Source organism: Nakamurella alba (assembly GCF_009707545.1).
Lineage (GTDB): Bacteria > Actinomycetota > Actinomycetes > Mycobacteriales > Nakamurellaceae > Nakamurella > Nakamurella alba.
In genome coordinates this window covers 125,496-150,710 of the sequence record NZ_WLYK01000011.1, presented here as the reverse complement: position 1 = coordinate 150,710, position 25,215 = coordinate 125,496, and the positions used below count along the sequence as shown (strand labels likewise).

The 25,215-nt window shown below is 71.4% G+C and carries 22 protein-coding genes; 8 read left to right on the top strand and 14 right to left on the bottom strand.

What is annotated here, in order from left to right:
* Nucleotides 1-23: 23 nt before the first annotated feature.
* From GIS00_RS22620 to GIS00_RS22605, 4 genes are all read right to left on the bottom strand, one after another.
* On the bottom strand, nt 24-416 hold the full coding sequence (locus GIS00_RS22620; RefSeq protein ID WP_154770731.1) for a Rid family hydrolase: 393 nt from the start codon (nt 414-416) through the stop codon (nt 24-26).
* A 13-nt stretch (nt 417-429) separates the two neighbouring features.
* Entirely contained in the window at nt 430-1,161 is a 732-nt protein-coding gene (priA, locus tag GIS00_RS22615; RefSeq protein ID WP_322098320.1) for a bifunctional 1-(5-phosphoribosyl)-5-((5-phosphoribosylamino)methylideneamino)imidazole-4-carboxamide isomerase/phosphoribosylanthranilate isomerase PriA, read from the bottom strand.
* A gap of 345 nt (nt 1,162-1,506) precedes the next feature.
* The gene (locus tag GIS00_RS22610; protein WP_154770730.1) at nt 1,507-1,731 is read right to left on the bottom strand and encodes a hypothetical protein; all 225 of its coding nucleotides are present in this window, start codon (nt 1,729-1,731) and stop codon (nt 1,507-1,509) included.
* Nucleotides 1,732-1,794: 63 nt separating this feature from the next.
* Nucleotides 1,795-2,916: a hypothetical protein gene (locus tag GIS00_RS22605; RefSeq protein WP_154770729.1), complete on the bottom strand. Its 1,122-nt coding sequence runs from the start codon at nt 2,914-2,916 to the stop codon at nt 1,795-1,797.
* Nucleotides 2,917-3,128: 212 nt separating this feature from the next.
* Between GIS00_RS22605 and GIS00_RS22600 the strand changes: the two genes are divergently transcribed.
* Nucleotides 3,129-3,398, top strand: a complete 270-nt coding sequence (locus GIS00_RS22600; protein ID WP_154770728.1) for an HU family DNA-binding protein — start codon at nt 3,129-3,131, stop codon at nt 3,396-3,398.
* 46 nt (nt 3,399-3,444) lie between these two features.
* On the opposite strand, the gene ykgO is transcribed toward GIS00_RS22600, so the two are convergent.
* A complete protein-coding gene (gene ykgO / locus GIS00_RS22595; RefSeq protein ID WP_154770727.1) occupies nt 3,445-3,567 on the bottom strand; it encodes a type B 50S ribosomal protein L36 in 123 nt (40 codons plus the stop codon).
* 84 nt (nt 3,568-3,651) lie between these two features.
* Between ykgO and GIS00_RS22590 the strand changes: the two genes are divergently transcribed.
* A complete protein-coding gene (locus GIS00_RS22590) occupies nt 3,652-4,722 on the top strand; it encodes a GTP-binding protein (protein ID WP_154770726.1) in 1,071 nt (356 codons plus the stop codon).
* A 193-nt stretch (nt 4,723-4,915) separates the two neighbouring features.
* Here the strand turns inward: GIS00_RS22590 and rpsN are convergent, their stop codons facing one another.
* The 7 genes from rpsN to GIS00_RS22555 all read right to left on the bottom strand — a co-directional run bounded on the left by rpsN (nt 4,916) and on the right by GIS00_RS22555 (nt 9,390).
* Nucleotides 4,916-5,221, bottom strand: coding sequence for a 30S ribosomal protein S14 (gene rpsN / locus GIS00_RS22585; RefSeq protein WP_154770725.1), 306 nt, complete (start codon nt 5,219-5,221; stop codon nt 4,916-4,918).
* Nucleotides 5,221-5,457, bottom strand: coding sequence for a 50S ribosomal protein L28 (rpmB, locus tag GIS00_RS22580; RefSeq protein WP_154770724.1), 237 nt, complete (start codon nt 5,455-5,457; stop codon nt 5,221-5,223). Before rpmB ends, rpsN begins: the two co-directional genes overlap by 1 nt.
* A gap of 91 nt (nt 5,458-5,548) precedes the next feature.
* On the bottom strand, nt 5,549-5,716 hold the full coding sequence (rpmF, locus tag GIS00_RS22575; protein ID WP_154770723.1) for a 50S ribosomal protein L32: 168 nt from the start codon (nt 5,714-5,716) through the stop codon (nt 5,549-5,551).
* Nucleotides 5,716-5,982, bottom strand: a complete 267-nt coding sequence (locus GIS00_RS22570; protein ID WP_322098319.1) for a type B 50S ribosomal protein L31 — start codon at nt 5,980-5,982, stop codon at nt 5,716-5,718. Before GIS00_RS22570 ends, rpmF begins: the two co-directional genes overlap by 1 nt.
* 458 nt (nt 5,983-6,440) lie before the next feature.
* Nucleotides 6,441-7,634 (bottom strand): THUMP-like domain-containing protein, encoded by a 1,194-nt coding sequence (locus tag GIS00_RS22565; protein WP_322098318.1) that lies wholly within the window; start codon nt 7,632-7,634, stop codon nt 6,441-6,443.
* Nucleotides 7,631-8,410 (bottom strand): enoyl-CoA hydratase/isomerase family protein, encoded by a 780-nt coding sequence (locus tag GIS00_RS22560; protein WP_154770722.1) that lies wholly within the window; start codon nt 8,408-8,410, stop codon nt 7,631-7,633. The genes GIS00_RS22565 and GIS00_RS22560 overlap by 4 nt, the downstream gene beginning before the upstream one ends.
* Nucleotides 8,411-8,574: 164 nt before the next feature.
* Entirely contained in the window at nt 8,575-9,390 is an 816-nt protein-coding gene (locus tag GIS00_RS22555; RefSeq protein WP_154770721.1) for an ABC transporter ATP-binding protein, read from the bottom strand.
* Between the two features lie 232 nt (nt 9,391-9,622).
* On the opposite strand from GIS00_RS22555, the gene glgX reads away from it, so the two are divergent.
* Nucleotides 9,623-11,764: a glycogen debranching protein GlgX gene (glgX, locus tag GIS00_RS22550; protein ID WP_154770720.1), complete on the top strand. Its 2,142-nt coding sequence runs from the start codon at nt 9,623-9,625 to the stop codon at nt 11,762-11,764.
* 464 nt (nt 11,765-12,228) lie between these two features.
* Here glgX and glgP read toward each other — a convergent pair whose 3' ends face one another.
* Complete coding sequence (glgP, locus tag GIS00_RS22545; protein WP_322098317.1) at nt 12,229-14,844, bottom strand: alpha-glucan family phosphorylase; 2,616 nt, start codon at nt 14,842-14,844, stop codon at nt 12,229-12,231.
* A 290-nt stretch (nt 14,845-15,134) separates the two neighbouring features.
* Between glgP and GIS00_RS22540 the strand changes: the two genes are divergently transcribed.
* The 5 genes from GIS00_RS22540 (at nt 15,135) to GIS00_RS22520 (ending at nt 24,175) form a co-directional block, all read left to right on the top strand.
* Nucleotides 15,135-17,138 carry an alpha-1,4-glucan--maltose-1-phosphate maltosyltransferase gene (locus GIS00_RS22540; protein WP_322098316.1) on the top strand — a complete coding sequence of 668 codons (2,004 nt, stop codon included), beginning with the start codon at nt 15,135-15,137 and terminating at the stop codon, nt 17,136-17,138.
* A gap of 243 nt (nt 17,139-17,381) precedes the next feature.
* A complete protein-coding gene (treS, locus tag GIS00_RS22535) occupies nt 17,382-19,070 on the top strand; it encodes a maltose alpha-D-glucosyltransferase (RefSeq protein WP_407666913.1) in 1,689 nt (562 codons plus the stop codon).
* Between the two features lie 43 nt (nt 19,071-19,113).
* Nucleotides 19,114-20,580 (top strand): maltokinase N-terminal cap-like domain-containing protein, encoded by a 1,467-nt coding sequence (locus GIS00_RS22530; RefSeq protein WP_196073409.1) that lies wholly within the window; start codon nt 19,114-19,116, stop codon nt 20,578-20,580.
* On the top strand, nt 20,577-22,886 hold the full coding sequence (gene glgB, locus GIS00_RS22525) for a 1,4-alpha-glucan branching protein GlgB (RefSeq protein ID WP_154770718.1): 2,310 nt from the start codon (nt 20,577-20,579) through the stop codon (nt 22,884-22,886). Before GIS00_RS22530 ends, glgB begins: the two co-directional genes overlap by 4 nt.
* Nucleotides 22,887-22,906: 20 nt before the next feature.
* Nucleotides 22,907-24,175 carry a neutral zinc metallopeptidase gene (locus GIS00_RS22520; RefSeq protein ID WP_154770717.1) on the top strand — a complete coding sequence of 423 codons (1,269 nt, stop codon included), beginning with the start codon at nt 22,907-22,909 and terminating at the stop codon, nt 24,173-24,175.
* Here the strand turns inward: GIS00_RS22520 and GIS00_RS22515 are convergent.
* The gene (locus GIS00_RS22515) at nt 24,142-25,167 is read right to left on the bottom strand and encodes a helix-turn-helix transcriptional regulator (protein ID WP_322098315.1); all 1,026 of its coding nucleotides are present in this window, start codon (nt 25,165-25,167) and stop codon (nt 24,142-24,144) included. The genes GIS00_RS22520 and GIS00_RS22515 overlap by 34 nt on opposite strands.
* Nucleotides 25,168-25,215: the final 48 nt, after the last annotated feature.

Here is a 25,215-nt window from a genome sequence, read left to right as displayed (position 1 = left end):
GCACCGGTCGCAGCTCCGCGCGGTCAGCCGGCCCAGGCCTGCAGCTCGACCTCGACCAGCATCGCCGGGTCGATCAGGCCGGACACCTCGACCATGGTGGCCGCCGGGCGGATGCCGGCGAAGACCTCGCCGTGTGCGGTGCCGACCTCGTCGGAGCGGGAGATGTCGGTGACGTACATCCGGGTGGACACCACCTGCCAGGGCTCGATCCCGACGCCGGCCAGCGCGTCGAGCGCGATCTGCAACGCCAGCTTCGTCTGCGCGCCGGCGTCACCGGGGTGGCGCACCACACCGTCCACGGTCGCCGTGCAACCGGCGGTCACCGCCAGCGGGCCGACCCGGACCACCCGGGAGTAGCCGTACGCGGCCTCCCACGGCCCGCCGGATCCACGGCGCTCGCCGACCGGGCCACTCATCGTCGGTCCGAGGTCAGACGCCCACCGCGGCGACCGCGGTCAGCGCCTCGGGGAGGGTGAAAGCGCCTGCGTAGAGCGCCTTCCCGACGATCGAGCCCTCGACACCGACCGAGGCCAGTCCGGCCAGCGCGACCAGGTCGTCGAGCGAGGACACCCCGCCGGAGGCGACCACCGGGGCCTTTGTCGCAGCGCAGACCTGTTGCAGCAGTTCGAGGTTCGGCCCCTTGAGGGTGCCGTCCTTGGTGACATCGGTGACCACGTAACGGGAGCAGCCCTGCTGGTCCAGGCGCTCCAGCACCTCCCACAGGTCGCCGCCGTCCTGGGTCCAGCCGCGGGCGGCGAGGGTGGTGCCGCGCACGTCGAGCCCGACCGCGACGCGATCGCCGTACCGGGCGATGGCGGAGGCGCACCACTCCGGGTTCTCCAGCGCAGCGGTGCCGATGTTGACCCGGGTGCAGCCGGTGGCCAGCGCGGCATCCAGGGAGGCGTCGTCCCGGATGCCGCCGGACAGCTCGACCTTCACGTCGAGCGTGCGCACGACCTCGGCCAGCAGTTCGGCGTTGTTGCCGCGGCCGAAGGCGGCGTCCAGGTCGACCAGATGGATCCACTCCGCGCCGTCCCGCTGCCACGCGAGCGCCGCGTCCAGCGGTGCACCGTAGGTCGTCTCGGTACCGGCCTTGCCCTGGACCAGGCGCACGGCCTGACCATCGGCCACATCAACAGCGGGGAGCAGCTCGAACGTCACAGCGGACCACTCTATCGGCCCCTCCACCCTGCTCCGCCCCCTCCACCCGCACCCCTCCCCTGCATGGATCTTCTTCGTCGGCAGGTGCGCAGAGCCCGGAAATGGGACAGCTGGTGCAGGAGTCGCCGAGTTCGCCCCTGCAAGTGGTTGTCGCACGACGTGACGGCCGGTCAGGTGCTGTTGCAGGGATCAACTCCCTCCGCAGGCTGCAGAGGTCCGGAATGGGACGGGTGGTGCAGGAGTCGCCGAGTTCACCCCTGCGAGCTACTGCTGATACGGCGACGGGGCCGAGCGCGTCGCGCCCGGCCCCGTCGTCGGATGTTGCCGCTCAGGAGCAGCGGTGAGTCAGCTCAGTGCCCACCAAGCCGTGGTGTAGCTGCCGTAGACACTGGTGTCGTCCGCCCGCCATTTCCCTCCGGCGATCGCGCCGGCCGGAACCTCCACGATGGTCGCGAAAGTAGCCGACGCACCCTTGTACAGACCGCCCACCGCGTAGATGTTGTTGCTCCAGTAGAAGTTGTTCGTGTCGGTGTACGTGCGACCGTCACCGCCCACGAACTCGACGTCCAAGTCCCACGAGGCGTAGGCCGGGCCGTCGTTGCCGCCGTACTCGACGTCGACGAAGGCGGTGACCTAGCGGTACCCGGGCCTGGGCGACGGAGCATCTGGGATATCCCGACGGATCGATGCCAACGCGTCGGTGTTCGAAGTGCTCACAAGGACCTTCCACGTGGTCATCCCGACGACGGTGTTCGCACGCTCGGGATCTTCCCGGGTGGACTGGACATAGAGAGTGGCCGGAGCGGAGTAGGTGACCCCACCGGCATTGCGGACGACCAGTCGGTACCGCGCTCCGTTGATCGCGGTCCGGGCGACCACGCTGTGGATGGTCCGGGTGGCGTTGGTGTAGTTCCGGAACACATCGCCCGGCAGTTCCTGCTGCCACTGGTAGCTGAGCCCGTAACCGGACGCGGCCGCGCTGAAGGTGACCTTCGTCCCGGCACGGACGATGGTGACCTTGGCCGGCTGCGCGGTGATCTTCGGGGCCGCGGTGACCACGGTCAGCTTCACGGCCTGGGAGATGGCGGTGCCGCCGGCATTGCGCACGAGCACCCGGTAGCGGGCACCGTCGCGACCCGGGGTGGCGACCGTCCGGTGGTAGCTCTTGGTGGCATTGGTGACGTTCTTGAAGACCCCGCCGCGGATCTCCTCCTGCCACTGGTACGAGATCCCGTACCCGGTCGCGGCCGAGGTGAAGGTGACGGTCTGGCCGGCGGACGCGCGGGTGGCCTTCGGCTGGGTGGAGATGCGGGCGATCGGGGTGCTGACCGCGAGCTTCACCGCCCGGGAGATCGCGGTGCCACCGGCGTTCCGAACGAGGACGCGGTAGCGGGCGCCGTCCCGACCGGGGGTGGTGGCGACGTTGTGGTAGCTCTTCCGGGCGCCGGGGACGTCGACGAAGACCTTCCCCTTCAGCTCCTCCTGCCATTGATAGGTGAGGCCCTCGCCGGTCGCGGTGACCGAGAACCGCACGGTGCGACCGGCGGTCGAACTGATCGGGGCGGGCTGGACGGTGATCCGCGGGATCGCGACGGCCGCCGCGATCGCCGGGGTGGCGGGAGCCGGTGTGCTGGTCCCCGCCGCAGCGACGGGGACCAGCCCGACCGTCGCCACCAGAACTGCCGTCAGAACGGCACAGGGCCCCGTCGCCGCGCGACGGAGCCGGGAGCGCATCGATGCGCTGGAGTTGGACATGCCTGTGAGAGTCCTGTGGGCTGGAAGTATGACGCCGTCACGGCTGATTGTGATGCAGCCCACTCCAGGCGAGCGAGCTGCTCGCCGTGCCCGGACGACGCGCTTCTGCCGGGTCCACCACCTAGAAATCGCGAATGGTTATCATTTCGATGAACCGACGGTGCCATCGACGACAGGTCGGCGCGCAGATCACCGAGCAAGGAGCCGCACCGATGAACAGAGCCGAACTGATCCAGGACGTCGCCGGGAAGGCCGGCGTCGACCCGGCGCAGGCGACGGCAGTGCTCGACGCCCTCGCGCAGTCGATCGCCGCGGTGGTGGCCGGCGGCGGCGAGGTCCGCATTCCCGGATTCCTGACCGCCCAGCGGGTCAGCCGACCCGCCCGCACCGGCCGCAACCCGCGGACCGGCGAATCCATGGAGATCCCGGCGAAGTTCGTCGTGAAGCTCACCCCCGGGACGACGCTGAAGAACGCCGTCTGACCCACGAGTGGTCGGCGCCGGGTATCCGGCACCGACCACACAGCCATCAGCCTTGGCGCGCCTTGAGTCTCGGATTTCGCTTGTTGATCACGAACACCTTGCCGTGGCGGCGGACCACGATCGAGCCCTCCTTCTTCTTCAGTGCTCGCAACGACGCCCGGACCTTCATCTCCACTCCTTCCGCGGCAGGCCGCCCGGCCCGCCCCTGGGTTGCCGCTACTATAAATGAGATTCGTTCTCATTAGGAGGTGGCATGACGATCCCCGTGGTGATCGTGTCCTCGATCGACCCGGTATCCCGGGACACCGCGATCTTCGGAGCGGTGTCCGACCTGCCGGGCACCGGCGTCCTGCAGCAGGACCTGGACGCCGCGTCCGGTTCCCTGCGGCGCGTGATCAGCGACGAGACGGGCGTGTTGGAGGAGCGGGTGACCCTGCTCGAGCACGCCTGCCTGGGGTGCGCGATCCGGGAGGACTCGTTGCCGACGCTGGAGGCGATGGCGGCATCGGGGCGCTGGCAGCGGATCCTCTGGGCCCTTCCGGTCGGCGCCGACACACCGCCCGCTGCACGGCCTCTCGCCGATCCGGAGAACGCCGGCCGGATGGAGGTCGAATTGGCCGCGGTCATCGCCCTGCTGGACACCGACACGGCCGTGGCCGACCTGATGGGCGACGACCTGCTCGACGAACGCGGTCTGGCGCTCGCCGAGGACGACCGGCGTTCGGTCGGTGAGACCCTCGCGGGCCAGCTGCGCCATGCCGACCTCGTCCTGGTGACCGGCGACAACCCGGTCGGGACCGCGCTGGTCGACCTGCTGCGCGGGCGGGGCAGCCGCCGGAGGAACCTGTTCGAGACCCCCGGCGAGGAGCTGGTGCAGCGGCGCTACTCGCACTCCCGCGCGGAGGCACGGATCGACCCCCGGTCCCCCGTGCTGCCGGACGCGATCGGCGGCGCCGGTGCCTGGTCGTGGACCCTGAGCTCCGACCGGCCGTTCCACCCGGACCGGTTCCTCGACCGGCTCGACGAGCTGGTGGTCCCGGATGTGCTCTCGCACGGCTGTTTCCGGGTCGCCGGCCGGCCCGACCAGGTCGGTGAATGGGATGGCGCGGGCAGTCAGCTGTCGATCGGCGACGGTGGGGACTGGCATCCCTTCACCCCGGTGACGCGCCTGCGTTTCGTGGGGACCGGTCCCCGCCCGACGGGACTCGAGCAGGTCTTCCGGGAACTGCTGCTCACCGACGAGGAGATGGCCGACCGTGACCGCTACCTGCACACCGACGACGGACTCGAGCCCTGGCTCGGCGAGCGCACCGCGGTGATCTGACCGGATCCCGGACACACGACAAGAGCCCCCGTACCGAAAGGTGCGGGGGCTCTGTCGGATCCGGGTCGGTTCCGGGGTCGGTTCCGGGTCGCGTTCCGGGGCGGGACGTCCCGGCGGCACCCGCGGCGACCCGATCCGCCCGCCCGGGACCGGACGTCGGGGTGTCCGGTCCCGGCACGAGCGGTCGGCACAGCTACCAGCTGGACTTGGTGACCCCGGGCAGCTCGCCGCGGTGGGCCATCTCGCGGAGCCGGATCCGGGACAGCCCGAAGGCGCGGAAGTACCCGCGCGGCCGCCCGTCGACCGCATCGCGGTTGCGCAGCCGCACCGGCGAGGAGTCCCTGGGCAGCCGCTGCAGCGCGGTCCGCGCCGCCGATCGCGATTCCTCGGTCGCCCGGGGATCGGTGGCCGCGCGCCTGAGCTCGGCGCGGCGGACCGCGTGCCGGGCCACGATCTCGCGCCGCTGCGCGTCCTTGGCGATCTTCGACTTCTTGGCCATCAGAGCTTCACCCCCTGGGCGAGCAACTGCGCCACGACGGCGTCGATCCCCCGCCGGTCGATGATCCGGATCCCTTCGGTCGACACCGTGAGCCGCACCGTGCGCCCCAGGCTCGGGACGAAGTAGCGCCGCCGCTGGATGTTCGGATCGAACCGCCGCTTGGTGCGGACGTGCGAGTGCGAGATGGTGTGGCCGAAAACGGGTTTCTTCCCGGTCACCTGGCAGTGTGCGGACAACGGCTGAACTTTCGTGGTCGGGGTCGGAGGAATCGGTGCAGGGCAGTGCACGTGGAGCAGGGGGTTGCGGCCGCCGGTGGGAGCCCGACGGTCAGTCGAGTTCCTCGGGATGGCGGCGGTAGTAGGGCACCAGCCGGTGCGGAACCATGAACCGCCGTCCGGCGATGACCAGCGGCACCAGTGCGGGCGCCTCCGCCTTCCACTGCGACCGTCGGGACCGGGTGCGGGAGCGGGACATCCGCCTCTTCGGGACGGCCATCAGCTCGCCGCCCCGTCACGCCTGCGCACGCCGTACCGGCGGGTGAACTTCTGCACCGCGCCGGCGGTGTCGACGATGCGCTGCTGCCCGGTCCAGAACGGATGGGAGTAGCTGGTCACGTCCACGACGATGAGCGGATAGCTGTTGCCGTCCGACCACTCGACCGTCTGGCTGCTGGTCGCGGTCGAGCGGGTCAGGAACTGGTCCCCGGTCGACGAGTCGCGGAACACCACGGGGTGGTAGTCCGGGTGGATCGAATCCCTCACGACATCTCTTTCCTCGGCGGGCGCACAACCGGCACCGATCTAATTGGGAACGATTATCACTCTAGCAGTGGTGCGAGCGTGAGGCGCCGCCTCCTGGTCGGCGTGGGCCGCTTCGATCAACTCGCGTCGCCCGATACCGGGAACGGCACCGGTGGCGCAGGATTCGCCGGACTCGCCGCGAGCTGACGATCGGTCACCACGCCGACCAGACGACCGACAGCAGGGCACCGCGCGGGCAGTTCCAGGCCGCACGCTCACTGGAACCGGAGCGCGTCCACCAGTCGCACCGGCCCGAGAGTCCTACGGGGGCAGGCGGTCCGGCCGGAGCACCCGCAGGAACGGGCGCCGGATCGGTCATCGCGGAACCGCGAGTGCCCTCCACCGATTCTGAACATCGTGTGCCCGTGAGAAGGCGGCGGATGTTCAGGATCCGAACGGGTCACCCGCCCGGCACGACCTCACCCCCGCACCGGGTCGACCGCCTCGCACCACACGGCGAGCTGCCCGCGACCGACCCGGGCGACGACCAGGGTCCGGGCGACCCGGGTGTCCCGGCTCATCGCCGGGCGCAGGGTGCGGCGCAGGTCGTCCGGGACCACGGGCGTCCCGCGCTGCTTGATCTCCAGGGTGCCGACCCCGTCCCGGCGCAGCCAGTCCCGCACGGTCCGCTCCCGGTACTCCGCGACCTCCAGCACCCGGAAACCGCGCGTCCACGGCGGGACGGCCGGGCCGGTGAGATAGGCCAGGTGCGGGTCGATCTGGGAGAGCCCGTGCCGCACCGCCCAGTGCCGGACCAGCCCGGACCGCACCACGGCCGGATCGGGATCGACCAGGTACTCACCGACCGACAACACTGCCGAGTCGGACGGGTCGTCCGAGGTCAGCACCTCGGTCGGGCCGTCGGTGCGCAGGACCGTGGCCCGGCGCGACACCACGGCCAGCTCGGGCGGCCAGAGCACGGACTCCCGGGCCGACCCGTCGAGCGAGACGATCTCCACCTCGCCCGGCCGGGCCAGGGCGTCGAAGTCAATCCCGGGCGGCAGTCGCAGCACCGGCAGCCGGTCGGCGTGCACCCGGTCCAGATCGGCCACCGACGGCAGGGTGTCGACCCCGGTGATCCGCCGGCCGCCCTCCCGTCGCGCCGGGTCTGCGTAGCCCAGCAATCCGGAGGTGCTGCGGGACAACGCATCCGCGATGAAGACCCGGCCCGGCACGCCGGACGCGCCCAGGTTGTGCGCCGCCATCAGCACCCGGACCGGGTCGAGGTCCGACCCGACCGCGGTCCCCCGCCCGGCCAGCACGGTCAGGTCCGCACCGATGGAGCAGGTGAGGTCGTGCACACCGAGACCGCCCAGCCGACCCGCCCGGTGCACCGCCACCGGTGCCGGTGATCCCTGCTGCAGCGACTCCTCGGTCAGCAGCCAGCCGGCCGCCGCCGGGCCGAACTTGGGCACCGCCCGCCTCCGCAGCCGCACTGTCTCGGCCACCGCAGGCGCCAGCTCCCCCACCGTCCGGCGCAGCCGGGTCAGGTCGGCGAGCAGGGTCCGGTCGGACAGCTCGAGACCGGAGGCTGCAGCCGGCAGGTCGGGATCACCGGAGAGCCGCCGCACCTCGTCCGCGGTGAAGGCGTAGCCGGCCCGGCCACCGGTCACCGGCCGACGAAGCGGGCCTTGCCGGGCCCTTCCTGCAGGAACGTGCTCATGCCGATCTTCTGGTCCTCGGTCGCGAACAGGTCGGCGAACAGCCGACCCTCCAGCGCGAGGCCGCCGGCCAGGTCGCCGTCCAGACCCCGATCCACCGCCGTCTTGGCAGCTGCGATCGCGGCCGTCGCCCCGGCGGCGAGTTCTTCGGCCAGTGCCATCGCGACGGTGAACACCTCGTCCGGCTCGACCACCCGGTTCGCCAACCCGATCCGGCCGGCCTCCTCGCCGCTGACCGGCTTGCCGGTGAAGATCATCTCCTTGGCCCGGGCGGAGCCGATCAACCGCGGGAGGCGTTGTGTCCCACCGGCTCCCGGGATCACCCCGAGGGAGATCTCCGGCACGCCGATCCGGGCGTCCCGGGCCACCACCCGCAGGTCCGCCGCCAGCACCAGCTCGCACCCGCCGCCCAGCGCGTAGCCGTTGACCGCGGCGATCACCGGCACCGGCAGCCGGCCGATGAAGTCGATCGCATCGGAGAGCCCGCGCCCGAAGGAGGCGATGCCCGCCGGGTCCAGGTCGGCCATCTCCGACACGTCGGCACCGGCGGCGAACGCCCGCTCGCCGCCGTACACGACGACCGCCCGCACCTCCGGGGTCTGCGCCAGAGTGCGGGCGGTGGCGTACAGGTCCTTGTGCATCTCGCGGTTCATCGCGTTCACCGGCGGGCGGTTGAGTCGGACGACGCCGACTGCGCCCTGGACCTCGAGCAGCACCGTGTCACCCATGTCGACTCCTCCCGTTCGGCGCGGCCCCGGCAACCCGCCGCACCGCACGACCGTCACTCAACCGCTTCACCGGTACCCACCTTGCCCGTCCCCGGCGAACGGCGCAGCACCGCCCCGGGCACCGGTACGGACCGTGCCCGCGCAACCACGAAGTGCTGCCGGGGTCAGCGTGCCCGGGCGAAGTACCGGCCGTCCCGCTGCTCCAGCACGAGGCCGAGACCGAACGTCTTCGACAGCGACTGCTCGGTGAGGGTCTCGCCGAGCGGCCCGGCGCCGACCACGGCACCGCCGCGGACCAGCAGCACATGGGTGAACCCGGCGGGGATCTCCTCGACGTGGTGGGTGACCAGGATGGTTGCCGGGCTCAGCGGGTCCGCGGCCAGCCGGGTCAGCCGGCCGAGCAGGTCCTCGCGCCCGCCCAGGTCGAGCCCGGCTGCCGGCTCGTCGAGCAGCAGCAGTTCGGGATCGGTCATCAGCGCCCGGGCGGCCAGCGTGCGCTTGCGCTCCCCCTCGGACAGCGTGCCGTAGAGCCGGTCGGCCAGGTGCGCCACGCCGAAGGCGTCGAGCAGCTCCAGCGCCCGGTCGTCGTCCATCGCGTCGTACCGCTCGCGCCACCGGCCGATCACGCCGTAACCGGCGGACACCACGACGTCGCGCACCTTCTCGTTCGGCGGCACCCGGGTGGCCAGTGCGGCGGAGGAGAAGCCGATCCGCGGCCGCACGTCGGCCAGGTTCACCGCGCCGAGCCGCTCGCCCAGCACGTGCGCCCGGCCACTGGTCGGGTGCATCGTCGCGGCGGCGATCTGCAGCAACGTGGTCTTGCCGGCGCCGTTGGGCCCCAGCACCACCCAGCGCTCGTCGGCGTCGACGTTCCAGCTGATCCGGTCGAGCAGCGTCGTCGATCCCCGGCGGACCGTGACCTCCCAGAGGTGCAGTACGGAGGCCTGGCCGGGACGGATCGAAGGTGTCACGCGGCTCATTCTGTCCCACCCGCCGGATGCCGCGACCCGCGGGACCGCCCGAACGGAGCAGAACCGGAGCAGAACCGGGCGAAGGGATGCGGTCCGCCCGGAAACCGGTGGAGGATGCCCGGAGCGGGAACACGAGGGGCGGCGCGGTTCCGGGCCCGGGGCGGCGGCGACCACGACCCGATCAGCACCGCACGCCTGGCCCGAGGTCACGCCGCACCGGCCGAACGGAGAGAATCACCCCATGGCTCCGCCCTCCGATCCGCCGAACGGACTCCACCTCGCAGCACTTCCGGGTGCCGCGGGCACGAGCATCTTCCCCGGCACGCCGTTCCCGCTCGGCGCGCACGTGGTGGACGGCGGCACCAACTTCTCGGTCGTCGCCGACACCGAGGACATCGAGTTGTGCCTGGTCAACGCCCAGGGCGAGGAGCTGTGCCTGCCGCTGCAGGAGCGCACCTACGGCATCTGGCACACCTTCGTGCCCGGCGTCGGCGCCGGCCAGCGGTACGGCTACCGGGTGCGCGACCGGGATCCGTCGAAGATCCTGCTGGACCCGTACGCCCGTCGGCTCGACTCCACCGCCTACGACCTCGAGGCGGCGAGCACACCGGGGGCCGACACCCTGGGCAAGGTGCCGCTCGGCATGGTCACCGGGGGCCAGGTCTCCACCTCCCCGCGGCCGGAGGTGCCCTGGGCGCACACGGTGATCTACGAGGCGCACCTGGTCGGGATGACCCGCCGCCACCCCGCGGTGCCGCCCCGGCTGCGCGGTACCTACCTGGGCATGGCCAACCCGGCGATCATCGACCATCTGAAGAGCCTGGGCGTGACCACGGTCGAGCTGCTGCCGGTGCACGCGCACGCCGACGAGCCCGGTCTGGTCGCCTCCGGTCGGACGAACTACTGGGGGTACGCGACGCTGTCGTTCTTCGCACCGCACCCCGCCTACGCCACCGCGCCCGGCCGGGAGAACGCCGAGTTCGTCGCAATGGTGGACGCGCTCCACGGCGCCGGCATCGAGGTCATGCTCGACGTCGTCTACAACCACACCTGCGAGGGCGGCGCCGCCGACCCGATCACCCTCGCTTACCGCGGCCTCGCGCCGGACCGCTACTACCTGCCCCCCGGCCACGACATCACCGGTACCGGCAACACTCTCGACCCGGCCGGGATGGCGGTGATCCGGCTGGTGACCGACTCGCTGCGACACTGGGCCGCCCTCGGCGTCGACGGATTCCGGTTCGATTTGGCCTCGGTGCTCGGTCGCCCGCACGGCGGTCACTTCGACGCCGGATCGGCGCTGCTGTCGGCGATCGCCGCCGATCCGGTCCTGTCCCAGCGGAAGCTGATCGCCGAACCGTGGGACGCCACCGGCGAGGGCTACGCGGTCGGCCGGTTCGGCGCCCACTGGTCGGAGTGGAACGACCGCTACCGGGACGGCGTCCGCGACTTCTGGCGCGGTGTGGGCGGTGTCCGGAACATGGGCTACCGGCTCTCCGGGTCGCAGGACCTCTACGGCGACCGGCGGCCGTGGGCGTCGATCAACTTCGTCACCGCGCACGACGGCTTCACCCTGCGCGACCTGGTCTCCTACGACCACAAGCACAACGAAACCAACGGCGAGGGCAACCGGGACGGCACCGACAACAACCGGTCCAGCGGGTACGGCGCCGAGGGCGAGACCGACGACCCGGCGATCCGGGAGATCCGGCTCCGCCAGGCGCGCAACATCGTCGGCACCCTGCTGCTGTCCTCCGGCACGCCGATGCTGACCATGGGCGACGAGCTCTGGCGCACCCAGGGCGGCAACAACAATGCCTACTGCCAGGACAACGACACCAGCTGGGTGGACTGGGCCGGCCTGCTCCGCCCGGACGGCTCCCCGGTGTCCGGGACCGATGAGGCGGACATGCTGGCGTTCGTCACCCGGACGCTGGCGCTGCGCATCGACTCCCCCGCCCTGCACCAGGCCGAGTTCTTCGAGGGCCGGGCCCCGGTCGGCGGCGACGGGGTCGCCGACCTGGTGTGGTTCTCACCGGACGGCAACCCGATGACCGACGGCGACTGGTTCGACGACGGCCGGCACACGCTGATGATGTGGCTGGACGGCCGGGACGTCCGCGGGCACACCGCCGCCGGCGGCCCGTTGATCGACGACTCCTGGTTGCTGGTGCTACATGCCGGCGCGGACCCGGTGGAGATCAGCCTGCCCGGCCGCCCCTACGGCGACGCCTACACCCGGGAGATCGACACCGCCTCGCCCACCGGTGAACCGCGGGAGATCCAGAACGACCCGCTGCCGCTGGTGCTGGCCGCCGGTCTGGAGATGACCCTGCCCGGCCGCACCCTCTGGCTGCTCCGCGCCCACCGCGACCCGGCCTGAGCCGGCGGCCCCCGGTCACGCCGCAGCACCGCGACGGACCTGGCCGACCGACGCATTCGTCGGCCGAAAAACCGCCCGTCGCAAGGATTTCCGGCCAACGAACGAAAGAAGGGGTGGCGCGGCCCGGCAATTCCCCACTGCCGGTCCTTCCACCTACATCCTCTGTAGGTAGGAGGACCCCGAAGTACGGGAACCCGGGATCCGCGCCCTTTCCCGGCCCCTGTCTGACAGCAACCCGGCCGCCGGACGTGCCCCACCGGTCCACTGCCCCCTCCCGGCGCAGTGGACCCGGCCACGTCGTCACGCCACCGGTCGGATCGGACGTGATCCCCTCTCAGCCAGAAGTCTCCGAGCCGGCGACCACATTCCCGAAGCTGACAGTCCTCGGAAGCACGGAACCCTGCTCCGGAACACCGCAGGGGCGCGACCCCGACGGGATCGCACCCCTGCGGGCAGCGCGGGACTCAGGCGGTGACGATCAGCCCGAGCTCGGCCGGTGAGGCCAGCAGACCGTTGCGCGGCAGCACCCGGACGGTGTAGCCGACCGGCCCGGACCGGGTCAGCGGCAGCTGCGCCTCGTAGCGGAAGCCGTCACCCTCGGCACCGTCGGTGCCGCCCTGGATGACATCCATGGGCACCACGGTGATCTCGTGCAGCTGCTCGTTGTCGTCGACCCGCCCGGTGACGGTCTGCACCTCGACGTCCTCCGGCAGCAGCCCGCCGAGGTCGACGAACGCCCGCACCGCCATCACGTTGCCGAGCGAGGGCTCGGTGCCGATCCCGGAGGTGTCGACGTTGACCACGCGGACGGCCGGCCACGCCGCGCGCACCCGGTCCTTCCAGGTCGAGAGTTCCTTCGCCACCGTGAGATCCGTGGTGATGGCCCGGCTGAAGGTCGCCGCCGGCGAGTAGTACTCGTTGACGTAGTCGCGCACCATCCGGGTGGCCTGCACCCGCGGCCCGAGGTAGGACAGCGTGTGCCGCACCGTGTCCACCCAGCCGTCCGGCCGGTCGTCCCGCGGGCGCTCGTAGAACAGCGGCGCCACCCGGGTCTCGATGAGGTCGTACAGCGCGGCGGCCTCGAGGTCGTCGCGCCGGTGCTCGTCGGTCACACCGTCCGCGGTCGGGATGGTCCAGCCGTCGTGCCCGTCGTAGAGCTCGTCCCACCAGCCGTCGCTGATCGACAGGTTCAGCACGCCGTTCAGTGCGGCCTTCATGCCCGAGGTGCCGGAGGCCTCCTGCGGCCGGATCGGGTTGTTCAGCCAGACATCGGCGCCGGCGCACAGGATCGAGGCCATGCCCATGTCGTAGTCCGGCAGGAACGCGATGCGGTGTCGGATCTCCGGATCGTCGGCGAACCGCACGGTCTCCTGCATGAAGCGCTTGCCGTACTCGTCGGCCGGGTGCGCCTTGCCGGCGATGATGATCTGCACCGGACGGTCCGGGTCGAGCAGGATCTTCTTCAGCCGCGCCGGGTCGCGCAGCATCAGGGTCAGCCGCTTGTAGGTCGAGACCCGCCGCGCGAACCCGATCGTCAGCACCTTCGGGTCGAGAATGGTGCTGGTCCAACCGAGTTCGGCCGACGAGCGGCCGCGCTGCAGCCAGGACTCCTTGACCGCGACCCGGGCCATGTCGATCAGCCGGCCGCGCAGCGTCTGCCGCAGGTGCCACAGCCGCTCGTTGCTGACCCGGTCGCCCTCCGGCCAGTCCTCGGCCGAGGCGAGGTCCCGCCAACCGGCCATGTCCCCTGCCACGTCGTACATCTCGCGGGCGGCCCAGGTCGGCAGGTGCACGCCGTTGGTCACCGAACCGATCGGCACCTCGGACGGCTCGAAGCCCGGGTAGAGCCCGGCGAACATGTCGCGGGAGACCACGCCGTGCAGCTTGGCCACGCCGTTGGCCCGCTGCGCCAGCCGCAGGCCCATGTGCGCCATGTTGTACCGGTGCGGGTCGTCCTCGGCACCGAAGGCCAGGATGTCGTCGACCTTGACCCCGGGGACCAGCTTCGACACGCCCTCGCCGTCGGCGTCCAGGTAGTGCCGGACCATGTCCATCGGGAACCGGTCGATCCCGGCGGGGACCGGGGTGTGCGTGGTGAAGACGGTGCCGGCCCGGACGGCGGTGACCGCCTCGGCCAGCGACAGGCCGTCGGAGGAGATGACGCTGGCGATGCGCTCGAGACCGAGGAAACCCGCGTGGCCCTCGTTCATGTGGAACACCTCGGGCAGCGGGTGCCCGGTGATCTCGCAGTAGGCGTTGACGGCGCGCACGCCGCCGATGCCGAGCAGCAGCTCCTGCTTGATCCGGTGGTCCTGGTCGCCGCCGTAGAGCCGGTCGGTGGTGGCCCGCAGCTCGTCGTCGTTCGCCTCGATGTCGGCGTCCAGCAGCAGCAGCGGCACCCGGCCGACGGATGCCTGCCAGACCCGGGCGGTGAGCTCGCGGCCGCCGGGCATGGCGACCGAGATGGTCAGCTGCTCACCGTTCGCGTCCAGCACCCGGTCGATGGGCAGGCCCTGCGGGTCGTGGGCGAAGTAGTGCTCCTGCTGCCAGCCGTCGCCGGACAGCGACTGCCAGAAGTAGCCGAAGCGGTAGAGCAGACCGACGCCGATGATCGGCACGCCCAGGTCGGAGGCGGACTTGAGGTGGTCGCCGGCCAGGATGCCGAGGCCGCCGGAGTAGATCGGCAGCACCTCGGTGACGCCGAACTCCATGGAGAAGTAGGCGATGGCCTTCGGCAGCGCCCGGCGGCCGGGCTCGCCCAGGTCCGGGCCGACCTCCTCGATCTGCTGCTGGTACCAGCGCGGCTCGGTCAGGTAGGAGTCCAGGTCGGCGGCCAGCCCGCGGACCCGGTCCAGGAAGCCCTGGTCGCCGGCGAGCTCCTCGAGCCGGGCGACGGAGACGGCGCCCAGCAGCTTGACCGGGTCGCCGTCGAACTTCTCCCAGAGGTCCTGGTCGATGTCCGCGAACAGGTCCTGGCTGGCGGGATGCCAGGACCACCGCAGGTTGCGGATCAGGGAGCCGAGCGGCTGCAGCTGCTCGGGGAGCTGGGGGCGGACGGTGAACCGTCGGAGTGCCTTCACGGGGCGTGAATCTACCGGTGACGTGGCCGCACCGGAACCTCCGCGCCGGACGTTCCCCGAACGTGCACCCGGCACGGCGTCGCAGTAGGGAACGATTCAGAACATTCCGGCGAACCGGTGACAGCCGGTCCCCCGGACGCCGCACAGCCAACCCGCGGAACGCGCAGGAGTACCCGCTCGCAACCGGTCCCACACCCCGATGCGGCACATCCGTTCATGATCTTTTCCGACCCGCGCGACGCGCCGGGAGCGCCGCTGCGGACCGGTGTCCGCACCGGTACGTTGACGGCGTGGCTGGACGCATCGGACTGACAGACATCGGGCCGTCCGTCGCGGGAGGGCGTTATCCCGCGAAGGCCTCGGTCGGGGAGAGCATCGAGATCACCGCGACGGTGTTCCGCGAGGGACACGACGCGGTGGCGGCCAACGTGGTCTGGCGACCACCGCCCGCCGCCGACGCGGTGCGCCGCCGTGGCGGCAACCGGGAGGCGGGTCCGCTGCTCCGGATGAAGGCCGGCACCTACGGCACCGACCGCTGGTCGGCCACCGTCGTCCCGGACCGGATGGGCATGTGGTCCTACGTCGTCGAGGCGTGGAGCGACCCGCTCGCCACCTGGCGGCACGCGGTCGAGGCGAAGGCCGCGGTGCACCAGACCGGCGAGGAGATGGCCAACGACCTGGAAACCGGGGCGCGGTTGCTGGAGCGGATCGCCCGGCGCCCCGGCCAGCAGTACGCCACCGCCATCCGCGCCGCCGTCGAGGCGCTGCGCGACCCGGAGCGGTCGGTCACCGAACGCATCGGTCCGGCGCTGTCCACCGAGCTCTGGCCGGTCCTCACCGCGGACCCGATCCGCGAGCTGATCACCCGGTCCTCCCCGCAGCAGGTGTGGGTGGACCGGCAGCTGGCCGAGTTCGGCTCCTGGTACGAGTTCTTCCCGCGGTCGATCAACTCCGAGATCGACGCCGACGGGCGGCCGCTGCGGCACGGCACCTTCGCCGACGCCACCACCCAGCTCCCCCGGGTCGCCGCAATGGGTTTCGATGTCGTCTACCTGCCGCCGATCCACCCGATCGGCGAGCTGAACCGCAAGGGGCGCAACAACACCGTCACCCACGAGGACAGCGACGTCGGGTCGCCGTGGGCCATCGGATCGGCGGCCGGTGGTCACGACGCCATCCACCCGGAGCTCGGCACGATCGAGGACTTCGACGCGTTCGTCGCGGCCACGAACGAACTCGGCATGACCGTCGCGATGGACCTTGCCCTGCAGTGCGCACCGGACCACCCCTGGGTGGCCGAGCACCCGGACTGGTTCACCGTGCGGCCGGACGGGTCCATCGCCTACGCCGAGAACCCGCCGAAGAAGTACCAGGACATCTACCCGCTGGACTTCGACAAGGACACCTCCGGCCTCTACGCCGAGGTGCTCCGGGTGGTGGAACACTGGATCTCCCATGGCATCTCGGTGTTCCGGGTGGACAACCCGCACACCAAGCCGATCAACTTCTGGGAATGGCTGATCACCCAGGTGCACCTGCGGCACCCGGAGGTGATCTTCCTGGCCGAGGCCTTCACCAAGCCCGCGATGATGCACGAGCTGGCCCGGGTCGGCTTCACCCAGAGCTACACCTACTTCACCTGGCGGGTCACCAAGGCCGAGCTGATCGAGTACGGCGTGGAACTGGTGCAGGGGTCGGACCACATGCGGCCCAACTTCTTCGTCAACACCCCGGACATCAACCCGTTCCACCTCCAGTCCGGCGAGCCGGCCTGGTTCGCGCTGCGTGCCGTCCTGGCGGCCACCCTGGTCCCGACCTGGGGCGTCTACGCCGGCTACGAGCTGTTCGAGCACGAGGCGCTGGCGCCCGGCCGCGAGGAGTACAAGGACTCGGAGAAGTTCCAGCTCCGGCCCCGTGACTTCGACGCCGCACTGGCGGAGGGCCGCTCGCTCGAGCCGCTGTTCACCCGGCTGAACCAGATCCGCCGCGAGCACCGGTCGCTGCAGTACATGAAGGGGCTGTGGTTCCACGGGATCGCGAACGACAACCTGCTCTGCTACTCCAAGCGGCATGAGGCCAGCGGTGACGTGACCCTGATGGTGGTCGCCGTCAACCCCGGGAACCACTGGGGCACCACGGATCTGCACCTCCCCTCGCTCGGCCTGGACTGGACCGACACCATGGAGGCGGTGGACGAGCTGTCCGGCGAGGTCTACCACTGGGGCCAGTTCAACACCGTCAACCTGGACACCGCCTCGCGGGTCGCGCACATCTTCCGGATCCGGAAGGTCTGACCCGGCTCCCCGACGATCCGGACCACTCCCGGGTGTGATCCACCGACCCGCAACGGCGCGGGCGGCATGAGCCCGACCGCACCGGGTATCAGATCCCCAGACGACCTCGCGGCGACGAGCAGAGAGGCACCCATGACCGACACCCTGGGCCGCACCACGACGGCCCCCACGGCGCCTGCAGGTGACGCCGCGCCCGCGTTCCAGGAGGAGCCGCAGGCGGACCAGTTCACCTCGGCCCGGCCGATGCCGATGGACGACCCCGAGTGGTACAAGAAGGCCGTCTTCTACGAGGTGCTGGTCCGGGCCTTCTCCGACTCGGACGGCGACGGCACCGGCGACCTGCGCGGACTCATCGACAAGCTGGACTACCTGGCTTGGCTCGGCGTCGACTGCCTGTGGCTGCCGCCGTTCTACGACTCGCCGCTGCGCGACGGCGGGTACGACATCCGCGACTACCGCAAGGTGCTGCCCGAGTTCGGCACGGTGCAGGATTTCGCCGACCTGATCGACGCCGCGCACCAGCGCGGGATCCGGGTGATCACCGACCTGGTCATGAACCACACCAGCGACTCGCACCACTGGTTCCAGGAGTCGCGGCGGGATCCGGACGGCCCCTACGGCGACTTCTACACCTGGGCCGACGACGACACCGGGTTCCCGGACGCACGGATCATCTTCGTCGACACCGAGCCCAGCAACTGGACCTTCGACCCGGTGCGCAAGCAGTACTTCTGGCACCGGTTCTTCTCGCACCAGCCCGACCTGAACTTCGAGAACCCCGCCGTCGGCGACGCGATGATCGACGTGATGCGGTTCTGGCTGGACATCGGCATCGACGGCTTCCGGCTGGATGCGGTCCCCTACCTGTACGTCCGCGAGGGCACCAACGGCGAGAACCTGCCGGAGACGCACGACTTCCTCAAGCGCTGCCGCGCCGTGGTCGAGGAGGAGTACCCGGGCCGGATCATGCTCGCCGAGGCCAACCAGTGGCCGGCCGACGTCGTCGACTACTACGGCGACCCGGCCACCGGCGGCGACGAGTGCCACATGTGCTTCCACTTCCCGCTGATGCCGCGCATCTTCATGGCCGCCCGGCGGGAATCCCGGTTCCCGATCTCGGAAATCCTGGCGCAGACCCCGGCCATCCCGGAGACCGGCCAATGGGGCATCTTCCTGCGCAACCACGACGAGCTCACCCTCGAGATGGTCAGCGACGAGGAACGCGACTACATGTGGGCGGAGTACGCCCGCGACCCGCGGATGAAGGCCAACATCGGCATCCGCCGCCGGCTGGCCCCGCTGCTGGACGGCGACCGCAACCAGATCGAGCTGTTCACGGCGATGCTGCTGTCGCTGCCCGGGTCGCCCTGCCTGTACTACGGCGACGAGATCGGCATGGGCGACAACATCTGGCTGGGCGACCGCGACGGTGTGCGCACCCCGATGCAGTGGTCCCCGGACCGTAACGCCGGGTTCTCCCGGTCCGACCCGGCCCGGCTCTACCTGCCGGCGATCATGGACCCGACCTACGGGTTCCAGGCGGTCAACGTCGAGGCACAGATGAACACCACCGCCTCGCTGCTGCACTGGACCCGCCGGATGATCGAGATCCGCAAGCGGCACCCGGAGTTCGGCACCGGCGAGTTCGTCGACCTCGGCGGTTCCAACCCGACGGTGCTGTCCTACCTCCGCAAGAAGGAGGCGACGCCGGACGACCCGGGCGTGGTGCTGTGCGTCAACAACCTGTCCCGCTTCCCGCAGCCGGTGGAGCTGGACCTGCGCCAGTACGAGGGCCACACCCCGGTCGAGCTCACCGGAGGGACTCCTTTCCCGCCGATCGGGGAACTGAACTACCTGCTGACCCTTCCGGGTCACGGTTTCTACTGGTTCGAACTGACCGCGCCCGAGCCGCGCGGACCGGAGGTGTCCTGACGCCGTGCCGGACCTGCCCGAGCAGCCCCCGAAGGAGACCCGCATGACCGAGGCCGGCGGACCCGCCGTGACCCCCGATCCCGCCGACCCGACCTCCGGGAGTGTCGCCGGCGGAGCGGGCGGCAGCACGGACGAACTGATCGGCCTGCTGGAGCACTGGCTACCGGAGCAGCGCTGGTTCGCCGGGCGCGGTCGCGAGCGCGGCCCGATCCGGGTCGTCTCCCGGACCCCGGTGGCGAAGGTGCGCGGCGACGCCGAGGTCGAGCTGGTGCTGCTGGAGATCGACATCTCGGTCGGCGGCACGCCGACCGTGCAGCGGTACCAGCTGTGGCTGGGCTGGCACCCGTGGCTGCCGCAGATCCTGGACCACGCCCGGATCGGGTCGGCCGGCAACTGGACGGCCTACGACGCGCTGCACGACTCCGAGGTCAGCGCACTGCTGCTGCAGCACCTCGCCGCCGGCGCGGTGGTCGGCGACCTGCGCTTCGAACCGGAGCCGGGCACCGTCATCGACACCACCGCTCCCGGCCTGCCGATCGGCGCGGAGCAGTCCAACACCTCGATCGTCTACGGGCAGTCGTCGATCCTGAAGATGTTCCGGCGCCTGGAGCCCGGCCCGAACCCGGACGCCGAGGTGCACCGCGCCCTGCACGCGATCGGCGGGAAGCACGTCGCCACCCCGCTGGGCACCCTCACCGGCATCGTCGACGGGGTGGACACCACCCTCGGCGTGCTGATGACCTTCTTCGCCGGGAGCGCGGAGGGCTGGGCGATGGCCACCACCTCCGTCCGCGACCTGATGGCCGAGGGCGACCTGCGGGCCGACGAGGTGGGCGGCGACTTCGCCGCCGAGTCGCTCCGGCTGGGCAAGGCCGTCGCCGAGGTGCACGCCGACCTGGCCACGGCGTTCGGCACGGCCGAACTCACCGACGCCGAGCGCGCACATCTGGCGGCCGGGATGGCCGAGTCGGCCAAGGCCACCGCGCTGCTGGTGCCCGAGGTGGAAGCTGCACTGGAGCCGGTGCTGGAGACCTTCGCCAGGTTCGCCGCCGACCCGACACCGCTGACGGTGCAACGGATCCACGGCGACCTGCACCTGGGCCAGACGCTGCGGGTGCTGGTCGGCGGCTGGGCGATCCTGGACTTCGAGGGCGAGCCGGCGAAACCGCTGGCCTACCGGCGCGCGCTGTACAGCCCGCTCAAGGACATCGCCGGGATGCTGCGCTCCTTCGACTACGCGGCCCACCACTCGCTCGTCGGCCGCGCGCCGGACGGGCAGCACCAGTACCGTGCGACCGAGTGGGCCCGGCGCAACCGCGCCGCGTTCTGCGAGGGCTACGCGTCCGTCGCCGGCAGCGATCCACGCGACCACCCCGCGGTGCTGGCGGCGTTCGAACTGGACAAGGCGGTCTACGAGGTCGCCTACGAGTACGGTCACCGCCCTGCATGGGTACCGATCCCCCTGCAGGCGATCAACCGCCTCATCACGAGCAACGGAGGACGGTCATGAGCACCCACGGAACGTCAGAGACACCAGCGCCGGCCGCCGTCGTCCCCGAGCAGACCCCGGCCGTCCCGGTCCCGGCCACCGACGCCCCGGAGTCGCTCGGCTCGGCACCGGCCACCATCACCGATGCCGGCATCCCCGGCCCGGGGACCGACGCCTACGAGAAGGTCATCGGCGGCGACACCCACGATCCGCACGCGATCCTCGGCGTGCACCCGCTGGGCGACGGCCGGACGGTCATCCGCACGCTGCGGCACCACGCCAAGGGTGTGACGCTGCTGCACGACGGCGCCGAGGTGCCGCTGCAGCACGTGCACGGCGGTATCTTCGGCGTCGTCGTCGACGGCCCGGTCGGCGACTACCGGCTCCGCGTCGACTACGGCCCGGACGCCACCTACGAGGTGGACGACCCGTACCGCTGGCTGCCCACCCTCGGCGAGATCGACCTGCACCTGATCGGCGAGGGCCGGCACGAGAACCTCTGGAACGTGCTCGGCGCGCACGTGCGCAGCTACGACACCCCCGGCGGGACCGTGGACGGCACCTCGTTCGCGGTGTGGGCACCCAACGCCCGCGGCGTCCGGGTGACCGGGGACTTCGACCACTGGTCCGGTGCCGGCACCCCGATGCGCTCGCTCGGGTCCTCCGGCGTCTGGGAACTGTTCGTCCCCGGCATCGGCTCCGGCACCCGGTACAAGTTCCAGATCCTCGGCAACGACGGGGTCTGGCGCGAGAAGGCCGACCCGATGGCCTTCGCCGCCGAGCACTACCCGGCCACCGCCTCGGTCGTCACCACCTCGGCCTACGAATGGCAGGACGCGGACTGGATGACCGAGCGCGCCACCAAGGACGCGCTCAACTCGCCGATGTCGATCTACGAGGTGCACGCCGGCTCCTGGCGTACCGACATCGGCTACCGCGAGATGGCCGACGCCCTCGTCGACTACCTCGCCGAGACCGGCTTCACCCACCTGGAGTTCCTGCCGCTGGCCGGCCACCCCTTCGGCGGCTCCTGGGGCTACCAGGTCACGTCGTACTACGCCCCCGACCCGAGATTCGGTGCGCCGGACGACTTCCGGTACCTGATCGACCGGCTGCACCAGGCCGGTATCGGGGTCATCCTGGACTGGGTGCCGGCCCACTTCCCCAAGGACGCCTGGGCCCTCGGCCGGTTCGACGGCACCTCGCTCTACGAGCACGCCGATCCGCGCCGCGGCGAGCAGCCGGACTGGGGCACCTTCGTTTTCGACTTCGGCCGGCGCGAGGTGCGGAACTTCCTGGTGGCCAACGCGCTCTACTGGCTCGAGGAGTTCCACCTGGACGGCCTGCGGGTCGACGCGGTGGCCTCGATGCTCTACCTGGACTACTCGCGCAAGGACGGCGAGTGGCTGCCGAACGTCTACGGCGGCAACGAGAACCTGGACGCCGTGGCCTTCCTGCAGGAGACCAACGCCACCGTCGGCAAGCGGGTCCCCGGTGCGGTGATGATCGCCGAGGAGTCCACCGCCTGGCCCGGGGTGACCCGGCCGACCCACCTCGGCGGCCTGGGCTTCCACCTGAAGTGGAACATGGGCTGGATGCACGACTCGCTGGAGTACCTGCACCGCGACCCGATCTACCGCTCCTGGCACCACAACGAGCTGACCTTCTCGCTGATGTACGCGTTCTCGGAGCAGTTCGTGCTGCCGATCTCGCACGACGAGGTGGTGCACGGCAAGGGCTCGCTCTGGGGCAAGATCCCGGGTGACGACTGGCAGAAGGCCGCCACCCTGCGCACCTACTTCGCCTACATGTGGTCGCACCCGGGCAAGCAGCTGCTGTTCATGGGGCAGGAGCTGGGCAACCCGTCGGAGTGGAACGAGGCGGTCTCGGTGCCGTGGCAGCTGCGCGACGTCCCGCTGCACGACGGGATCCGGGCGCTGGTCGGTGATCTCAACCGGACCTACCAGGGCACCCCGGCGCTGTACACGCAGGACTTCACCCCGGCCGGCTTCCAGTGGATCGACGCGAACGACCGGCAGGGCAATGTGATCGCGTTCCTGCGCTGGGGATCCGACGGCAGCCCGCTGGTCTGCGTGGCGAACTTCTCCCCCACCCCGCACAGCGGGTACCGGGTCGGCCTGCCGTTCTCCGGCGTCTGGCGCGAGGTGCTCAACACCGACTCGTCGGTCTACGGCGGGTCCGGGATGGGCAACATGGGAGCCGTGGTGGCCGCCGAGCAGGAGTGGCACGGGCAGCCGGCCTCCGCCACCCTGACCGTGCCACCGTTGGGCGCGCTCTGGCTGGTGCCGGAGTCCGCCGCGCCCTGATCGCATGAGACCGTGACCGGGTGAGCCCGGAGCGCAGACCCACCTCGTCCCCGCTGCGGGTGACGGCGGTGGGTCTGCTCGTCGTGGGGCTGGTGGCGGCGGTGGTCGCCGGGTTGTTGGTGCTGCTGTCGGCCGTGCTGCCCGGCCCGACGATCCCGCGCCAGGGGCCGGCGCAGCTGCCGGACGAGGCTGCGATCACCGACGGGTCGGTGCCGGTGACCTGGTCGACGAGCCCGGTGCAACCGGACACCACCGGTCAGGTCAGCGGCGTGATCACCGATCTGGAGACGTTCTGGGGCTCGGTGCTGCCGTCGACGTTCGACGCGATGGTCACGCCGATGACCGGCGGCGTCGTCGCGATCGATCCGTCGGCGACCGCCTTCACCGGCGAGCCACCGGGCTGTGTGACCACGCCGTCCCGGATCGCCGGCAACGCCTACTTCTGCCCGGACCGGGACAAGATCCTCTACGACGCAGGCGGTCTCGTCCCGGTGCTGCTCGGGCACTACGGCCCGGCCGGGCTGGTGGCCGCCTTCGCCCACGAGTACGGGCATGCGATCCAGGCACGCATCGGGCCGACCCCGGCCGACCGGTCCGCCGAGCCCGCCCGCTGGCCGGCACTGCTGGTGGAGTTGCAGGCCGACTGCGACGCCGGGGTGTTCCTGCGGGCGGCAACGATCGGCCGGACGGCGCACGTGGCGCTGCTCGAGGCGGACCTGCCGGCAGCGGTCGGGCCGCTGCTGGACTTCGCCGACGCCCCCGACGTCCCGCCGGGAGATGCTGCGGCCCACGGACTCTCGCTGGACCGGCTGCGCGCGGTGCTGGCCGGGTACGCCGGCGACGCCGCCACCTGCCACGACCTGACCCTGGATGCGCTGCGCCCGACACTGGGTCTGGCCGGCGCGGTGCAGCCGGTCGACACTCCCCGGTACGCCGACACCGCGGCCGTGCTGTCCGCGGCCCGGTCATCGTTGCGCGCCTTCTCCAATGCCGACCTCCCGGCCGACATCTCCCCCACCGCCGAGGATCTGGCCGCCGCCGCACCCTACGGCCAGTTCGCCGAGGCCGCGGCACTGGCCCTTGCCCTGGGCCGGGTCACCGACCCGGACCACCCGACCTGTGTGGTCGGCGCCTGGACCGCCTCCGTACTCGGCGCCGTCCCGCCCGGCACCCTCGGCTCCTGGGCCACCGACGCCGACGAGGCCCTCGCCTTCCTCCGCGCCCGCCCCGGCGTGACCTGGGCCGACCTGCAGGACTACGCCCGCGGGTTCGACGGCGGGTGTCCCTGACCTGTCCCGGCCTGGCGGAACCGGTCCGACAGATCGGTGCACGCCCGGCGGAGCTCCACCGGTTCCACCTGGCTGACCTCGCAGTCGAAAGTGGCCAGGATGCCGGCGATCCCGGCCCAGGACCAGGCACCCAGCACGAGCCGGCAGCGGTCCCGCCCGAGGTCCTCGACCACCGATCCGCCGGGTGCCCACATGCCCACCACCCCCGCCGGCAGCGACAGCACCGCGGAGCCGAGACACTGCCAGTGCGCCGGGGTGTCGCCGCGGTCGGGGTGGGAGCGCACGTACTCGCCGACGTCGGTGGCGGGCAGCGGCCGGCGCTCGAACGGCACCCCGGTCGGCATCAGCGGGTGCAACCGGTCCACCCGGTGGATCACCCAGTCCGCCGCGCCGAGGTCGAAAGCGACGACGTACCAACGCCCCGCCCACAGCACCAGGTGGTGCGGTTCCAGCCGCCGGGGCGGCTCGAAGTCCGGCTCGCCGGGTGCCGGCCGGGACCGGTCCGGCCGCAGGACCTCCGCCCGCAGCAGGTGGCCACGCCGGACCGCGTCACCGACCGCCGCGACCACGTCCGGATCGATCGGTGCATCGGAGAAGTCCCAGTAGTTCCGCACCGTGGTGACCCGGGTGGCGTCCACCTGCGCCCGCAGCTCCGGCGGCATCACCTGCGCCAGCGTGCCCAGCGCCCGGTCCGCCGCGTCGCGCAGCCCGAGCACCGACACCGGCGCGGTCTGCAGGGCCAGCGAGATCGCCACCGCCTGCTCGCCGTCCAGCCGCAGCGGCGGCAGCACCGCACCGGGCGCCAGCCGGTAGGTGGCGTGCCGGCCGCCGCTGGACACGACGGGAGTGCCGAGCCCGCGCAGGGTCTCGATGTCCCGGCGCAGGGTGCGCAGGCTCACCCCGAGCCGGGCCGCGAGCTCCGGACCACCCCAGCGATCGGCGGTCTGCAGCAGCGACAGCAGTTCCAGGGTGCGGGCGGAGGTACGGGCCACGATGCCGATGCTGCCACTCGGCGGCCGCATTCGGCACGACCCTGTCGG

Excerpts from the sequence above, each read along its gene's own strand:
- rpsN (WP_154770725.1), bottom strand. The coding sequence starts at position 5,221 with ATGGCCAAGAAGTCGAAGATCGCCAAGGACGCGCAGCGGCGCGAGATC.
- rpmF (WP_154770723.1), bottom strand. The coding sequence starts at position 5,716 with ATGGCCGTCCCGAAGAGGCGGATGTCCCGCTCCCGCACCCGGTCCCGA.
- GIS00_RS22590 (WP_154770726.1), top strand. The coding sequence starts at position 3,652 with ATGACGATCCCCGTGGTGATCGTGTCCTCGATCGACCCGGTATCCCGG.
- ykgO (WP_154770727.1), bottom strand. The coding sequence starts at position 3,567 with ATGAAGGTCCGGGCGTCGTTGCGAGCACTGAAGAAGAAGGAGGGCTCG.
- GIS00_RS22600 (WP_154770728.1), top strand. The coding sequence starts at position 3,129 with ATGAACAGAGCCGAACTGATCCAGGACGTCGCCGGGAAGGCCGGCGTC.
- treS (WP_407666913.1), top strand. The coding sequence starts at position 17,382 with ATGCCGATGGACGACCCCGAGTGGTACAAGAAGGCCGTCTTCTACGAG.
- glgB (WP_154770718.1), top strand. The coding sequence starts at position 20,577 with ATGAGCACCCACGGAACGTCAGAGACACCAGCGCCGGCCGCCGTCGTC.
- GIS00_RS22555 (WP_154770721.1), bottom strand. The coding sequence starts at position 9,390 with ATGAGCCGCGTGACACCTTCGATCCGTCCCGGCCAGGCCTCCGTACTG.
- GIS00_RS22530 (WP_196073409.1), top strand. The coding sequence starts at position 19,114 with ATGACCGAGGCCGGCGGACCCGCCGTGACCCCCGATCCCGCCGACCCG.
- GIS00_RS22560 (WP_154770722.1), bottom strand. The coding sequence starts at position 8,410 with ATGGGTGACACGGTGCTGCTCGAGGTCCAGGGCGCAGTCGGCGTCGTC.
- GIS00_RS22620 (WP_154770731.1), bottom strand. The coding sequence starts at position 416 with ATGAGTGGCCCGGTCGGCGAGCGCCGTGGATCCGGCGGGCCGTGGGAG.
- GIS00_RS22605 (WP_154770729.1), bottom strand. The coding sequence starts at position 2,916 with ATGTCCAACTCCAGCGCATCGATGCGCTCCCGGCTCCGTCGCGCGGCG.
- glgX (WP_154770720.1), top strand. The coding sequence starts at position 9,623 with ATGGCTCCGCCCTCCGATCCGCCGAACGGACTCCACCTCGCAGCACTT.